Annotated in this window: 14 protein-coding genes and 1 pseudogene; 13 read left to right on the top strand and 2 right to left on the bottom strand. The window is 72.7% G+C overall.

The annotated features are described in order from the left end of the window. From UWG_RS0115540 to UWG_RS31460, 6 genes are all read left to right on the top strand, one after another. A partial coding sequence (locus UWG_RS0115540; RefSeq protein ID WP_029391478.1) for an ROK family protein occupies positions 1-784 on the top strand: 784 nt, incomplete at its 5' end. Then, entirely contained in the window at positions 781-1,392 is a 612-nt protein-coding gene (locus UWG_RS0115535) for a hypothetical protein (RefSeq protein ID WP_016908144.1), read from the top strand. The genes UWG_RS0115540 and UWG_RS0115535, both read left to right, overlap by 4 nt. Before the next feature lie 100 nt (positions 1,393-1,492). Beyond that, entirely contained in the window at positions 1,493-2,761 is a 1,269-nt protein-coding gene (gene pcaDC, locus UWG_RS0115530; RefSeq protein WP_016908143.1) for a bifunctional 3-oxoadipate enol-lactonase/4-carboxymuconolactone decarboxylase PcaDC, read from the top strand. Between the two features lie 67 nt (positions 2,762-2,828). Further along, a complete protein-coding gene (locus UWG_RS0115525; RefSeq protein WP_029391477.1) occupies positions 2,829-3,485 on the top strand; it encodes an MBL fold metallo-hydrolase in 657 nt (218 codons plus the stop codon). A gap of 12 nt (positions 3,486-3,497) precedes the next feature. Further along, a complete protein-coding gene (locus UWG_RS0115520) occupies positions 3,498-4,277 on the top strand; it encodes an exodeoxyribonuclease III (RefSeq protein ID WP_016908141.1) in 780 nt (259 codons plus the stop codon). A 159-nt stretch (positions 4,278-4,436) separates the two neighbouring features. Beyond that, positions 4,437-4,829: an NUDIX domain-containing protein gene (locus UWG_RS31460; protein WP_016908140.1), complete on the top strand. Its 393-nt coding sequence runs from the start codon at positions 4,437-4,439 to the stop codon at positions 4,827-4,829. Between the two features lie 290 nt (positions 4,830-5,119). Here the strand turns inward: UWG_RS31460 and UWG_RS0115510 are convergent, their stop codons facing one another. Then, a complete protein-coding gene (locus tag UWG_RS0115510; RefSeq protein ID WP_420235631.1) occupies positions 5,120-6,979 on the bottom strand; it encodes an SGNH/GDSL hydrolase family protein in 1,860 nt (619 codons plus the stop codon). A 176-nt stretch (positions 6,980-7,155) separates the two neighbouring features. On the opposite strand from UWG_RS0115510, the gene UWG_RS0115505 reads away from it, so the two are divergent. From UWG_RS0115505 to UWG_RS0115485, 5 genes and pseudogenes are all read left to right on the top strand, one after another. Beyond that, positions 7,156-7,584 (top strand): DUF6278 family protein, encoded by a 429-nt coding sequence (locus UWG_RS0115505; RefSeq protein ID WP_016908138.1) that lies wholly within the window; start codon positions 7,156-7,158, stop codon positions 7,582-7,584. Positions 7,585-7,642: 58 nt separating this feature from the next. Continuing rightward, a complete protein-coding gene (locus tag UWG_RS0115500) occupies positions 7,643-8,380 on the top strand; it encodes an amino acid ABC transporter ATP-binding protein (RefSeq protein ID WP_016908137.1) in 738 nt (245 codons plus the stop codon). Between the two features lie 11 nt (positions 8,381-8,391). Continuing rightward, a pseudogene (locus UWG_RS31455) lies at positions 8,392-9,353 on the top strand (glutamate ABC transporter substrate-binding protein). Between the two features lie 3 nt (positions 9,354-9,356). Further along, the gene (locus UWG_RS0115490; protein ID WP_016908135.1) at positions 9,357-10,001 is read left to right on the top strand and encodes an amino acid ABC transporter permease; all 645 of its coding nucleotides are present in this window, start codon (positions 9,357-9,359) and stop codon (positions 9,999-10,001) included. Continuing rightward, entirely contained in the window at positions 9,998-10,876 is an 879-nt protein-coding gene (locus UWG_RS0115485; RefSeq protein ID WP_016908134.1) for an amino acid ABC transporter permease, read from the top strand. Before UWG_RS0115490 ends, UWG_RS0115485 begins: the two co-directional genes overlap by 4 nt. 2 nt (positions 10,877-10,878) lie before the next feature. On the opposite strand, the gene UWG_RS0115480 is transcribed toward UWG_RS0115485, so the two are convergent. Further along, complete coding sequence (locus UWG_RS0115480; protein WP_016908133.1) at positions 10,879-11,637, bottom strand: hypothetical protein; 759 nt, start codon at positions 11,635-11,637, stop codon at positions 10,879-10,881. A gap of 171 nt (positions 11,638-11,808) precedes the next feature. On the opposite strand from UWG_RS0115480, the gene ggt reads away from it, so the two are divergent. Then, positions 11,809-13,683: a gamma-glutamyltransferase gene (gene ggt, locus UWG_RS0115475; protein ID WP_237720101.1), complete on the top strand. Its 1,875-nt coding sequence runs from the start codon at positions 11,809-11,811 to the stop codon at positions 13,681-13,683. A 449-nt stretch (positions 13,684-14,132) separates the two neighbouring features. Further along, positions 14,133-14,975: a nitrilase-related carbon-nitrogen hydrolase gene (locus UWG_RS0115470; protein ID WP_016908131.1), complete on the top strand. Its 843-nt coding sequence runs from the start codon at positions 14,133-14,135 to the stop codon at positions 14,973-14,975. Positions 14,976-15,004: the final 29 nt, after the last annotated feature.

The raw sequence follows: 15,004 nt of genomic DNA, 5'->3' as shown, positions 1-15,004 counted from the left end.
GGGGGAGCCGTTGAAGGACGCCCTCACGGCCCGCCTCGCCGTCCCCGTGATGGTCGACAACGACGCCAACACCGCGGCCTGGGGCGAGTGGCGGTTCGGCGCCGGGCGCGGCGAGGACCACCTCGTCATGATCACCCTCGGCACCGGCATCGGCGGCGCCATACTCGAGAACGGTCAGGTCAAGCGCGGAAAGTACGGTGTGGCCGGTGAGTTCGGGCACATGCAGGTGGTGCCGGGCGGGCACCGCTGCCCGTGCGGCAACCGCGGCTGCTGGGAGCAGTACAGCTCGGGGAACGCGCTGGTGCGCGAGGCCCGCGAGCTCGCCGCCGCCGAGTCGCCCGTCGCCTACGGCATCATCGACCGCGTCGAGGGCCGCGTCGGCGACATCACGGGGCCGCTCATCACGGAGCTCGCCAGGGAAGGCGACGCGATGTGCACCGAGCTGCTCCAGGACATCGGCCAGTGGCTCGGCGTCGGCATCGCCAACCTCGCGGCCGCGCTCGACCCGTCCTGCTTCGTCATCGGCGGCGGCGTGAGCGCCGCCGACGAACTCCTCATCACGCCGGCGAGAGAAGCCTTCGCACGCCAGCTCACCGGCCGCGGCTACCGCCCCGAGGCGCGGATCGCCAAGGCGCAACTCGGCCCGGAGGCGGGGATGGTCGGCGCCGCCGACCTCGCCCGGCTCGTCGCGCGGAGGTTCCGCCGCGCCAACCGCCGCCGCCTGGAGCGGTACGAGCGGTACGAGCGCGCCGCGGACAACCTCCGCAGGGCGGTGGGCCAGTGACCACGGCAGCCACCGGAACCCTCCGGCGCAGCGCCGACGGCGGCGGGGAGACCCCGCCCGGCGGCCCGGCGCTGCCGCCCGCCGGGCCCCCGCGCCGCCCGCGCAACCGCCTGCTCACGCTGCTGATCGTGGTGCTCCTCATCGCGATCCCCGCCGGCTACGTGGTGATCTCCGCGTTCCAGAGCCGGGACAGCGGACGCGACAAGGAGCGCACCGCCTCCGCCACGAGCCTCACCTACGCGTGGCCTTCGAAGGTGCAGCGCCGTATCTACGACGTCCCCGTGCCGTACGGTGCCACCCGCGTCGCGCACTACGAGGTCAACTCGTGGTCGCAGAGCCGCCTCTACGCCGAGTTCCGCACCGACGAGCGGCAGCTCGACCGGTTCCTCGGGTACCTCGGCAGCAGCGCCGCCGACCTCGAAGCGGGCCGGGGAGCGATCACCAAGGGCCAGGCGGACACGGTCGGTTGGAAGCTCGACGAGCCCGACCGCCCCTTCTCCGGCACCGTGCGGGAGCGCGCCGACGACCGCCCCCAGGTGCGCGTCGTCGTGGACGACTCCTTCGAGAGCAGACCGAGGGTCTACGTGGTCTCGACGGTGCGGCTCTGACCGTCCGGACGCCGCACCCCGTGGTACCGAACTGCGCAGAGCACGTGAAGACCCCAAACCCACTGCACCGCCCCCTGCCCGCCCCGGATAGCGTGAACGTGTGAGCGAGACGATGCCTGCCAACAGCCTGCAACACCGGATCGAAGGCCCTGACGACGCGCCCGTACTCGTGCTCGGCCCCGGCCTCGGCACGACCTGGCACATGTGGGACCGGCAGATACCCGAACTCACCAGACACTGGCGCGTACTCAGATACGACCTACCCGGACACGGCGGCTCCCCCGCGCACCCGGCCGACTCGACGGAGGCGCTCGCGGCCCGGCTGCTGACCACCCTCGACGGCCTCGGCATCGAGCGGTTCGGCTACGTCGGCTGCTCCCTCGGCGGCGCCATCGGCGTCCAGCTCGCGCTCGCCGCGCCGCACCGCCTGACGACGCTGGCGCTGGTCTCCTCCTCGCCGCGGTACGGCAGCCCCGACGCGTGGCGCCAGCGCGGCGTCGTCGTGCGGACCAAGGGCCTCGACTCCCTCGCGCGTTCGACCCCTGAGCGCTGGTTCACGCCCGGGTTCGCCGAGGCGCAGCCCGCGATCGTGGAGTGGGCGGTGCAGATGGTCCGTACCACCGACCCCGGGTGCTACATCGCCGCCTGCGAGGCGTTCGCGGCCTTCGACGCGCGGGAGTCGCTGAGCGGCGTCGGCGTGCCCACGCTCGTCGTCACCGGGGCCGAGGACGACACGACGCCGCCGAACGAGGCGCGTGCGCTCGTCGCCGGAATCCCCGACGCACGGCTCGCGATGGTGCCCGGAGCCTCGCACCTCGCGCCGGTCGAGCAGCCGGCCGCCGTCACCGACCTGATCATCCGGCACGCCACGACCACCTGGCAGGAGTCCGCGGCGGGGCCGCCCCCGCCGTCCCCCGTGATCGCCCCCGTGCCGCAACAGCCCAGCGCGGTCGCCGAGTTGGAGTCGGGCGTCTTCGCAGCCCCCGACCGCGACCTCTACGCGGCCGGGACGAAGGTGCGGCGCGAGGTGCTCGGCGACGCGCTCGTCGACCAGGCCGGGGCCGAGACCGACGGCTTCACCGCGGACTTCGAGGACTTCGCCACCCGCTACGCCTGGGGCGACCTGTGGTCGAGGCGCGGCATGGACCGCCGCACCCGCTCCGTCGTGACGCTCACGGCGCTCGCGGCGCGCGGCCACTTCGAGGAGCTCGCGGTCCACACCCGGGCGGCGCTCCGCAACGGCCTCACCCCGGACGAGATCAAGGAGGTCCTCCTCCACACCGGCGTCTACTGCGGCCTTCCCGCGGCGCGTTCGGCCTTCGGCGTGGCCCAGCGGGTGATCCGCGAGGAGACGAGCACCGAGGAGTGAGCGCCGCCGGCGGAGCGCGCCCCACCGGTACGCGGGCGCGGGCGCGGCGGCTGCCAGAATGGTCGCCATGGAGCTGATCAAGAAGGGCCATGCCTGCGTCAGGATGGAGAAGGACGGCCGCACCCTCGTCATCGACCCGGGCGGCTTCTCCGAACCGGACGCCGCGCTCGGCGCGGACGTCCTGCTGGTGACCCACGAGCACGCCGACCACTTCGACGAGGGACGGCTGCGCGCCGCGATGGAGGCGAACCCGGCAGCCGAGATCCACACGCTGCGCAGCGTCGCCGAACAGATCGCGCCCGCCTTCCCCGGCCGGGTGCACACCGTCGGGCACGGCGACTCCTTCACCGCCGCCGGCTTCGAGGTGCAGGTCCACGGCGAGCTGCACGCCGTGATCCACCCGGACATCCCGCGGATCACCAACGTCGGCTACCTCGTCGAGGCCCCGACGGGCACCGTCTTCCACCCCGGCGACGCGCTCACCGTCCCCGAGCGCCCCGTCGAGACGCTGCTGCTGCCGCTGCACGCGCCGTGGAACAAGTTCGCCGAGGTCCTCGACTACGTCCGCGAGGTCGCCCCGACCACCGCGTACGACATCCACGACGGCCTCCTCAACGGCAACGGCCTCGCCGCCTACGGCCGCATGCTCGGCTCCGGCGGGCCCGGCACGGGCCGCGCCGAGCACTCCCGGCTGGAGCCGGGGCAGAGTGTCGGTCTCGGCTAGTAGATTCGCGGTATGCGCATCGCGACCTGGAACATCAACTCCATCACCGCCCGTCTGCCGCGGCTCCTCGGCTGGCTGGAGTCCGCCGAGCCGGACGCGGTCTGCCTCCAGGAACTCAAGGTCAGCGAGGAGAATTTCCCTGCCGCCGAACTCCGCGATCTCGGCTACGAGTCCGTGGTGAACGCCTCGGGCCGCTGGAACGGCACCGCGGTCCTCTCGCGCGTCGGCCTGGAGGAGCCGGTCAAGGGGCTGCCCGACGCCCCCGAGTTCGAGGGCGCCGCGGAGGCCCGCGCCGCCGCGGCGGTCTGCGGCGGTGTGCGCCTGGTCAGCGTCTACGTCCCCAACGGCCGTGAGGTGGGCCACGCACACTACGAGTACAAGCTCCGCTGGCTGGAGGCGCTCCGCGCGACGGCCGCCGAGAACGCCGCGGGCGAGCGCCCGTTCGCGATCCTCGGCGATTTCAACATCGCCCCCACCGACGCGGACGTCTGGGACATCTCCGCTTTCGACGGCGCGACCCACGTCACCCCCGCCGAACGCGAGCAGTTGCACGCCCTGGAGAAGACCGGCGTCACCGAGGTGCACCCCCGCGCCCTCAAGTACGACGTCGCCTTCACCTACTGGGACTACCGCCAGCTCTGCTTCCCGAAGAACCGGGGCATGCGCATCGACCTCGTCTACGGCAACCCCGCCTTCCAGACAGCCGTGCAGGACGCCTACGTGGACCGCGAGGAGCGCAAGGGCAAGGGCGCCTCCGACCACGCGCCCGTCGTCGTCGACCTGGAGCTCTGAGGAGAGCCGGGGCCGAGTGCGCCGCGCGCCCCGTGGGTTCCCGGTGCGCGGGGCGCCGAGCCAGTGCACAGCTTCCGTTTCCGCACGTGGCAAGGGTCCGCCCGGCCCGTGCGGCGCGGCGGACGCGGACGGCGGTGCGGTCAGGGGAACGCTTCCCCCGTGGCAGATCCCGCGCCCCGCCCGCACCCGGTCCCGCCGGCCGAGTACGTCAGGACCCTCCCGCACCACACCGTCTACGGCTGCCTCGACGTCCGCGACGAGCGCGGCCGACCGCTCCTGCTCCGCTCCGTCCACGTCGGCCAGGTCTGGCAACTCCCCGGCGGGAACGCGGAACACGGCGAGGCCCCGTGGCGGACCACCCGGCGCGAAGCCGTGGAGGGGACGGGTCTCGGCGAGTTCGGGGACCTCGAACCCCGCCCATTTCTCGCCCACTTCGTCCATCCCGCGGGGGAGTGGCCGCTGCCGAAGACCGGTCTCGTCGCCGACGGCGGGCGCCTCACCGCGGTGCAGCGGTCCCGCATCCGTCTCGACCCGGACGAGAACTGCCGATGAGCGGTGCACGACTGGCCCGGCTGCAAGCGGCTGATGTAGCCGGACGCGTTCGCGCGGCTGCGTGCCGTGGAGGAGGCGCGCGCGGGGGACGGCCCCCGGTTCCTGACGACCGGGCGTCCGGCGGCAGTTGAGTCCCGGGGCCTCGCAGCGCGGTAACTTCCCTGTCCGCGCGCTCCGTTGGCGCCGCGGCGGGTGGTGCTCCCGGGGCATGCGGTGGTCGGCTCGTCCACCGGCGCCTGCGGCGGCCGGAGACGACGGCCGCCGGGCGCACCGGCGGCCGTCGCGCGGGTTCAGGCGTGGAGCTTGCGGAGGTCGATGGAGTCGGCCATCGCCTTCAACCCGGCGTCGCCGGGGTGGAGATGGTCGCCGCTGTCGTAGGCCGGCAGCATCCGCGTGGGGTGGGACGGGTCGCGCACCGCGGCGTCGAAGTCGAGGAACGCGTCGAAGGTGCCGTCCTCGGAGCGGAGGAAGGAGTTGACGGCCGCCCTCCGCGCCTCCACCTCGGCGGTGCAGTCCGTGTACCCCTCGCACGGCGTGACCGTCCCGGCGACGACGCGGAGCCCCTGCGCCCTGGCGCGGGCGGCGATCGCCTTCATACCGGCGATCACCTCCTCCGCCGAGGTGCCCCAGCGGACGTCGTTGATGCCCTCGAAGAGGACCACGGTGCGCGCGGACGTCTGCCCCAGGACGTCGCGCTCCAGGCGGTGTTGGGCGCTCACCCCTGCGGTGTCCGTGCTCACGCCGTCGCCGGGGTAGCGGTCGGTGACGATGCGGTTGGCCGAGATGCCGTGGTTCAGGACGCCGTAGGCGGGCACGCTCCCCGAGTCGTCGCGCAGGCGGGCGGCGAGGATGTCGGGCCAGCGGTTGTTGGCGCCCTCGGTGGAGCGGGTGCCGTCGGTGATGGAGTCCCCCAGCGTGACGACGGAGCCGGGGCCGCCCGCGGTGTCCACGCCGGTGAGGAAGGGCCACACGTCGATGCGTCCGGTGAAGGAGCCGCCGCCGGGCTCGCCGGTGCGGTCGCCGCTGCCGGGGTTGCTGACGTAGGAGAGCTGGCGCGTCTCGGAGTGCAGCGGCGCCGCGGTCACCCGCTCGGGCAGGTGGAGGCTGACGAGGAGGTCGGCGCCCGTGGGGACGTCGAAGGCGACCGGGTCGCTCACGACCTCGGCGCCGGCCGGGACGACCGTTCCCGCACGGCCGTTGAACGTGAGCGGCACCGGGCGCCCGCGGGCCTGCGCGCCCTCGCGCTGCACGCCGACGGAGACGGGGCCGATCCGCACCGGACTGCCCGCGAAGGTGTTGGCGAGCCGCACCCGCGCCTTCGGACCGCCGGACGAGGCATGGACGACGAGGCGGAGCGTCTGGTCCTGCCACGGGCCGACCTCGGCGTATCCGCCCGTGCTCGCCGCCCAACTGCCCGTCCAGCCGGCGCCGTCCTCGCGCACCGCGACGTCGAAGACGTGGAGCCGCTCCGCGGAGCCGCGCGTGCGCGGGAGTTGGACCGAGTCGACCGGTTCGCCGCGCTGGAGCGGGACCGTCACCGCGTAGAGCTTCGTCTGCTCGGCCCGCGGCCCCCCAGGCGTGTTGAGGTGGGGGAGCGCGACGGCCTTGGTGCTGACGGGGCCGCCGCGCCAGTCCTCGGCCGTGAGCGTGTACCGGCTCTCCGAGCCGTCGGCGTACCGCACGGTGCCGCTGCCGCCCACCGCCCGGCCGGCGGCGTCCTCGGTGGTCGCGGCGACGAGGAAGGAGAGCGCGTTGCCGGTGCCGCGCACGCGGACGTGCTGGCCTTCGGCGACGACGTTGTCGGGCTCGCCGGCCTTGCGGTCGGGGCGCTCCAGGTCGGCGCCGTCGAGGCGGAGCCGGGTGCCGGGGTGCCAGCCGGCGGCCTCGAGGTCCTGCGCGGACAGGGAGTTGCCCGCGCCGTCGAAGTCGGCGGTGTGTGCGGTGCGGGCGTCGGGGTCGCCGACGGCGCGGTTGTCGTAGAGGCGCGAGAGCGGCTGCGGCCTCGTCGTCGCGGGTTCGCGGTCCGTCGCGGTCGTGTTCGCTCCGCGCCGGTCGGCGGATGGTGCCGTGGCGCTCTGCGCGACGGCTGTCGTTGTCCCCAGTGCGGTCAGCACGATCACCAGGATGCTCGTCGTAAGGCGTCTGTGCACGCGGTTGCCCTTCCGTGCGGCTCCAACAGTCGGATGTGCGCCCCGTATTGGACAGAGGCCGAGTGAAAGTAGAAAGGCGCCAATGCGGCGTCAAGGTGTCCAACAGGGCAACCGGGAGCACAGCGTACACAGCGCGCCTATGGTGCGGCGGGTACCGTCGGTGACACGCTGGACGTATGCGCATCCCCTTTCTCGACAAACGGCGCAGGGCCGAGGAGAGCGAGCGGATCTCGGCCGCCTACCCCGACGGGGCCGGCGCGGCGGCGCTCTTCTCCGAGTGCGAGCTCCTGCGCGACCAGGCCGAGAGAGTCGGCGTCGTCCTCGACGACACCCCGGAGTCGCTGAACGCGCTCGACCAACTCCTGCCCCGCTGGCGGGACGACCCGGAGGCGATGCCCTGGCTCGGCACCGACGCGGGCCTCTACCTCGGCACGGTCCTCGTCGCCACGATCGGCGGCGCGCACTGGCACCGCCGCGACGACGGCCAGCCCGTCGTCGTCCTCGACTCGGGCCGCGAACTGGACGTCGTGGAGGAGGGCGTGGGCTGGGCGACCAACGGGGTGCCCGAACTCTCCAGCGTCTACGCGGAGGTGTCCGCTCCCTGACGGGCCGTCGCGTGTCCTCCCGGACGCGTCTCGCCCGGACCGATAGCTTCCGGTCCCTGTGGAACCGCTGATCGAGCTGCGCGGTGTCAACAAGCACTTCGGCTCGCTGCACGTGCTCAAGGAGGTCGACCTGGTGGTCGGCCGCGGTGAGGTCGTCGTCGTGATCGGGCCCTCGGGCTCCGGCAAGTCGACGCTCTGCCGGGCCATCAACCGACTTGAGGCCGTGGAGAGCGGCACCCTCACCGTCGCGGGCGAACCCCTCCCCGCCGAGGGTAGGAAACTCGCCAGGCTCCGTACCGAGGTGGGGATGGTCTTCCAGTCCTTCAACCTCTTCGCGCACAAGACGGCGCTCGCCAACGTGATGCTCGCACCGGTCAAGGTGCGCCGGATGAAGAAGGACGAGGCCGAGCGGCGGGCGCGTCAACTCCTCGACCGCGTAGGGCTCTCCGACCACGCGGAGAAGTACCCGGCGCAGCTCTCCGGCGGTCAGCAGCAGCGGGTCGCCATCGCACGCGCCCTCGCGATGAAGCCGCAGGCGCTCCTCTTCGACGAGCCGACGTCCGCGCTCGACCCCGAGATGATCAGCGAGGTGCTGGAGGTCATGCAGCAGCTCGCGCGGGACGGTATGACGATGGTCGTCGTCACGCACGAGATGGGTTTCGCCCGTTCGGCGGCGAACCGCGTCGTCTTCATGGCGGACGGCCAGGTCGTCGAGGACCGCACGCCGGAGGAGTTCTTCACGTCGCCGCGGAGCGACCGCGCCAAGGACTTCCTTTCCAAGATCCTCAAGCACTGAGAGGACGACCCGTGCGACCGCGCCGCCGACCCGCCCCGCCCGCGCCCCGGCACGCCGCACGCGCGACCGCCGTCGTCTGCTGCACACTGGCGTTGCTCGCCGCCGGTTGCGGCCGCTCCGGGAGTCCGCCGCCGCGCGGGCCGCAGCCGGGGAGCCTGCCGCACTACCGCGTCGACCGTGGTTTCTCGCTCCCCTCCTCGCCGTCGTGGAAGCAGGCGAAGAACCGCGGGCACCTGGTGATCGGCGCCAAGGAGGACCAGCCGGGCACGGGCGAGAAGAACCCGGCGACCGGGTCCTACCGCGGCTTCGACATCGAGATCTCACGGATGCTCGCGGCGTCCCTCGGCTCGACCCGTACCGGCAGGTGGAGTTCAAGGCGATCGCCTCGGCCAACCGCGAGACGTCGCTCCAGAACGGGCAGGTCGACTTCCACGTCGGCACCTACACCATCAACCCCGGCCGCAGGAAGCTGGTCGGCTTCGCCGGCCCCTACTACATGGCGGGGCAGCGCCTCCTCGTGCGCACGGACGAGCGGCGGATCAAAGGGCCGCAGTCCCTCGCGGGGAGGAAGGTGTGCTCCGCGGTCGGCTCGACGCCGCTCCAGCGCCTCCAGGACGAGTACCCGAAGGCGGAGGCCGTCGCCTACGACTCGTACGCGATCTGCGTCGACAACCTCCTCAACGACCAGGTGGACGCCGTCACCACGGACGACACGATCCTCCTCGGCTACGCGGCCAAGGACCCCTCCCAACTCCACGTCGTCGGCAGGGCGTTCTCCGAGGAGCCGTACGGCATCGGCGTCCCGAGGAAGGAAACGGCGCTGGCGCGGGCGCTCGACCGCGCGCTCCTCCGGCGCGAGCGCAACGGCGACTGGAAGCGCGCCTACGACGCGACGCTCGGCCTCTCGGGCGAGCCGGCACCGCGGCCGCCGCCGCTCGACCGCTCCGCGCGCGAACCGGCAGAGGAGAGCTGAACCATGGACGTCCTCACCGACAACTTCTCGCTCTACGGGCAGGGTTTCCTCGGCACCCTGCGCCTGACCCTCTACTCCTCGCTCCTCGCGCTCGTCGTCGGCGTGGTCGTGGCGGGGCTCCGGGTGGCGCCGGTCGCCGCGTTGCGGTGGATCGGCACGGCGTGGGTGACCGTGCTCCGCAACACCCCGCTCACGCTCCTCTTCTTCGCGATGCTCCTCGGGCTGCCGCGGTTCGGCGTCGCGCTCCCCTTCGAGCTCTTCGCCGTCCTCGCGCTCGGCTGCTACACCTCCGCGTTCGTCTGCGAGGCCGTGCGCTCCGGGATCGCCACCGTCCCCGTGGGCCAGGGCGAGGCCGCGCGCAGCCTCGGGATGACCTTCGGCCAGACGCTGGGCACCGTCGTGCTGCCGCAGGCGTTCCGCACCGTCATCCCGCCCGTCGGCTCGACGCTCATCGCGCTGGCGAAGAACTCCGCCATCGCCGGTTCTTTCAGCGTCGTCGAGCTGTTGAGCACCTACAAGACGCTCAACGAGAACGGGTACAGCGTCATCCGGGCCTTCGCGTGGATCGCCCTCGGGTACCTGTTCCTCACGCTCGCCATCAGCGCCGTCTTCAACCTGCTGGAGAAGCGCTCGGGGGTCGCCCGATGAGCGCCCGCACCGCCGAGCCGTCGGCGCTCTACGACATCCCGGGCCCGAGGACACGGGCCCGGCACCTCGCCTACGGCGTCGTCGCGAGCCTGGCCATCGCGGCGGTCCTCGCCTTCGTGCTCCATCTCCTCATCGGCACGGGGCAGTTCGCCGCCGTCAAGTGGCGGCCCTTCACCTACACCGGCATCCAGGAACTGCTGCTCACCGGGCTCGCCAACACGCTGAAGGCGTTCGCCTTCGCGGCCGTCCTCTCGCTCGCGCTCGGCGCCGCCCTCGCCGCGGGGCGGCTCTCCGACCATGCGCCGGTGCGGTGGGTGGCCACCGTGTTCGTAGAGTTCTTCCGGGCGATGCCGGTGCTGGTGATGATCTTCTTCGTCTTCGTGGCGCTCCAGGTGCAGGCGCTCCCCGCGCTCGTCACCGGGCTGACGCTCTACAACGGGTCGGTGCTCGCCGAGGTGTTCCGCGCCGGCGTGCACTCCGCGCCCGCGGGCCAGCGGGAGGCCGCCTACGCGCTCGGCATGCGCAAGACGCAGGTGATGACGTACGTCCTCGTACCGCAGGCGGTGCGCGCCATGCTGCCGACGATCATCAGCCAGCTCGTGGTCGCGCTGAAGGACACCTCGCTCGGATTCCTCATGACCTACGAGGAGTTCCTCCACGCGGGACGGCTCGTCGCGATCAACATGGACTACACGATGCCGTTCATCCCCGTGGTGCTCGTCGTCTCCACGATCTACATCGGGCTGTGCATGCTGCTGTCGTGGTGCGCCAACCGGGTCGCGCGGCACGAGCGGCGCAACGTCAAGAACCGCGACGTCGAGGTGGCGCCGGCGCGAGCGGGCTCCACGATGGCGGGCGGCGGGCTCCAGCGCTGAGCTCAACTCGCTGCGCGGTGGCTCCCCTTGCGTCCGCCGGGCACGGGCGAGGTCGCCGCGCGGGTGACGTCCCCGACGAGCTCCACCACATCGGGGCCGTACGCCTGCGAGTTGACGACCTTCAGCAGCAGGCAGAAGTTCCCGTTCTGGCCGTACTTGCGGGCGAGTCGCGCCGAGTTCTTCGTGAGGTACCGGGACGCGGCCTGGTGGGCGACGGTGCGCTGGCCGCAGAAGAGGAAGACGGGACGGATGTCGCCGTTCTGCCCCGCGGTGAGCCGCGCGAGCAGGACGTGCTCGGCGGTACCCGCCTCCAGCCGGTACGTCTCGCTGCCGACGAGGAAGGCGCCCCGGTCGGGGCCCGGCGCCGAGTCCGTGTTGACGCGGACCCCCGGCAGGAGCGACTGGAGGTGCTGCGCCATCCGCCGGTTGGCGACGGGTCCGCCGACGCAGAACTCCGTGCGGTCGCCGAAGCCCTGCTGTGCAGCGTCGTGCGCGACGAGGTCGGCGTGCGCGCCGCATTCCTTCACCACGGAGGAGAGTTCGAGGAGCGTGAAGACGTCGTTCCGCGCCACCGCCCACTCGCCGGCCCCCGCGTCCCTGTTGACGACGACCACGCACTCGGAGTTCTGGGGGAGCCCGAAGAAGCGCTGCCTGCGCTGGAGCTTGCGCTGCCACAGGTACGTACGGCCGACCCAGCCGAGGACGCCGGCGACGACGGCCACGACCACGGCTATGAGGATCTCGCGCAGGTAGTCATCCATGGTGCGGCAGGGTACAGGCGGCGTGCCCACGACAGCCCGCGTCCCTGCCGCGCGCACAGGCGGGATGCCGCGCTCCTCCCGGATCGCGACGATGCGGGCGCGCGGTACTGACGTGCGCACGGCGAGGGGGCTACGCTGCCAGCCGCCGTGAGCCCGTCGAGAGGAGGCCCGATGCGTCGTCACCGCCGCGCCGGAGCAGAACCGGCAGCTTCGCACACCCGCACGCGCCCAGGCCGCGGCCGCGGGCGCCGGGGGAGAGCGGCCGTCACCGCCGCCGTCCTCGTGGGTGCGCTCACCGCGGCGGCGCCCGGCGCCTCCCCGCACCCCCAACCCCCGGACGCGGACGGCAAGAAGCCCGTCGCCACCGGCTACGGCGGCGCCGTCTCCAGCGTCGACGAGGACGCGACCGCCGCCGGTATCGAGGTGCTCCGCAAGGGCGGCAACGCCACGGACGCCGCCGTGGCGACGGCGGCGGCGCTCGGCGTCACGGAGCCGTACTCCGCGGGCGTCGGCGGGGGCGGCTACTTCGTCCACTACTCGGCCGCCACCGGCGAGGTGAGCACCCTCGACGGCCGTGAGACGGCGCCGGCCAGCGCCGACGAGCGGCTCCTCCAGGAGGACGGCGAGCCGATCCCCTTCGAGTCGGCGGTCACCAGCGGCCTCGGCGTCGGCACCCCGGGGACCCCGGCGACGTGGCGGAAGGCGCTCGACACCTGGGGCAGCAAGCGCCTCGGCCACGTCCTGCGCCCGGCGGAGAAGCTGGCCCGCGACGGCTTCACGGTCGACGAGACCTTCCGCGAGCAGACCGCCGAGAACGAGGAGCGCTTCCGCGACTTCCCGGCCACGGCCGAACTCTTCCTCCCGGGCGGCGAGCTGCCGAAGGTCGGCACGGTCCTCCGCAACCCCGATCTCGCCCGCACCTACCGGGAGTTGGGCCGCAAGGGCGTCGACGCCGTCTACCGCGGACCGATCGGCGACGACATCGTCCGCACGGTCCGCAAGCCGCCCGTGGCGAAGGGTTCCGACCGCCAGGTGCGCCCCGGCGACCTCGACCGCCGGGACCTGCGCGGCTACCGGGCGCTGGAGCAGAAGCCGACCAAGTCCGGCTACCGCGGACTCGACGTGTACGGCATGGCGCCCTCCTCATCCGGAGGCATCGCGGTCGGCGAGGCGCTCAACGTCCTTGAGGGAACCGACCTCGGCTCCCTCGACGAGCGGGACCATCTCCACCGCTACCTGGAGGCGAGCCGCATCGCCTTCGCCGACCGCGGCCGGTGGGTGGCCGACCCCGCGCAGACCGACGTCCCCACCGACGAGCTCCTCTCGCCCGGGTTCGCCGCCTCGCGGGCCTGCCTCATCGACGACGACAAGGCCCTCACCAGCCCCCTCGCCCCCGGCGATCCGCGCGACCCGCAGCCGTGCGGCTCCGCGGGCAAGGCCGCGGAGACGACGTACGAGGGCGAGAACACCACGCACCTCACCACCGCCGACAAGTGGGGCAACGTCGTCGCCTACACGCTCACCATCGAGCAGACGGGCGGCAGCGGGATCACCGTCCCTGGCCGCGGCTTCCTCCTCAACAACGAACTCACCGACTTCTCCTTCGCGCAGGCCGACCCGGAGGTCCCCGACCCGAACCTGCCGGGACCGTCGAAGCGTCCGCGCTCGTCGATCTCCCCGACGCTCGTCACCGACGGCGGGCGGCCCGTCCTCGCGCTCGGCTCCCCGGGCGGCGCCACGATCATCACCACCGTCCTCCAGACCCTCACCAACCACATCGACCGCGGCATGCCGCTCCCCGACGCCGTCGCCGCCCCCCGCGCCAGCCAGCGCAACGCGGAACGGACCGATGCGGAGCCGGGTCTGATGGAGAGCGAGGTACGCGGCCAACTCGAGGCGATGGGACACAAGTTCACGGAAAACCCGGAGATCGGCGCGGCCACGGGCGTGCAACTGCTGCCGCACGGACGGCTGCGAGCGGTCGCGGAGCCCGAACGGCGGGGCGGCGGCTCCGCGATGGTGGTGCGGGAGAGCGGAGGGCGCTGAGAGGCGTGACGCCGGTGGCCGTCCGGGCGCCCTCGTGCCCCGACGGCCACCGGGGCGCTCGGCCGTCGTCAACGGCCGGGCGGCGCACCGGAGTTGTTTGCGACGGCGCACGTTGCGGTGCACCGTCTCCGGACGGGCGGCGGCACGGATCCGGGCAGGAGGGCGAGCGCGCGAGTCGACTCCGTGCCTCCTCGACCAACTTACGGCGAACGCACCCGGAGCGATGCCCGGGCCCGACCTGCCCGGAGTGCCCCGGCGGCACAAGGGTTCCGGTAGGGGCGGCCGGGGCAGGCCGTAGGGATGGCTGTGTCGGATCACGGCGCCAACCCCCGCCGCCAGGACGGAGCTTGGGCCGGGGTTCTTGCCAGGTGACATGCCGGGATCTACCGTCGCAATCCCACGCGCATCTACGCGTGTCGTACAGGCAGACGCCCCCTAAGGAGCTGCTGATGCCCGAGGTTGTACGCGCGGCACTGGTGCAGGCCGCCTGGAGCGGCGACACCGAGTCGATGGTCGCCAAACACGAGGAGTACGTCCGCGAAGCCGCCCGGCAGGGCGCCGGGATCATCGGTTTCCAGGAGGTCTTCAACTCTCCGTACTTCTGCCAGGTCCAGGAGGCCGAGCACTACCGCTGGGCGGAGGCGGTGCCCGACGGCGCCACGGTGCAGCGGATGCGCGAAGTGGCGCGGGAGACGGGCACGGTCGTCGTCGTCCCCGTCTTCGAGGTGGAGCAGCCGGGGCTCTACTACAACACCGCGGCCGTCATCGACGCCGACGGCACCGTCCTGGGCAAGTACCGCAAGCACCACCTGCCCCAAGTGCAGGGCTTCTGGGAGAAGTTCTACTTCAAGCCCGGCAACCTCGGCTGGCCCGTCTTCGACACCGCCGTCGGCAAGGTCGGCGTCTACATCTGCTACGACCGCCACTTCCCAGAGGGCTGGCGGCAGTTGGGCCTCAACGGCGCCCAGCTCGTCTACAACCCCTCGGCCACCTCGCGCGGCCTCTCCTCGTACCTGTGGAAGCTGGAGCAGCCCGCGGCGGCCGTCGCCAACGAGTACTTCATCGCCGCCATCAACCGCGTCGGCACCGAGGAGTACGGCGCCAACGACTTCTACGGCTCCAGCTACTTCGTCGATCCGCGCGGACAGTTCGTCGGCGACGTCGCCGACGACAAGGCGGAGGAACTCGTCGTCCGCGACCTCGACTTCGGCCTCATCGAGGAGGTCCGCCACCAGTGGGCCTTCTACCGCGACCGCCGACCCGACGCCTACGAAGGGCTGGTGCAACCGTGAACGATCCCGCAGCCGCCGCACTCCTGGCC

Origin of the sequence: Streptomyces xiaopingdaonensis, assembly GCF_000262345.1 — a bacterium.
In the GTDB taxonomy this organism is placed as follows: domain Bacteria; phylum Actinomycetota; class Actinomycetes; order Streptomycetales; family Streptomycetaceae; genus Streptomyces; species Streptomyces xiaopingdaonensis.
The sequence above is the reverse complement of the archived record's forward strand: the minus strand, read 5'-3'. Positions and strand labels throughout refer to the sequence as shown.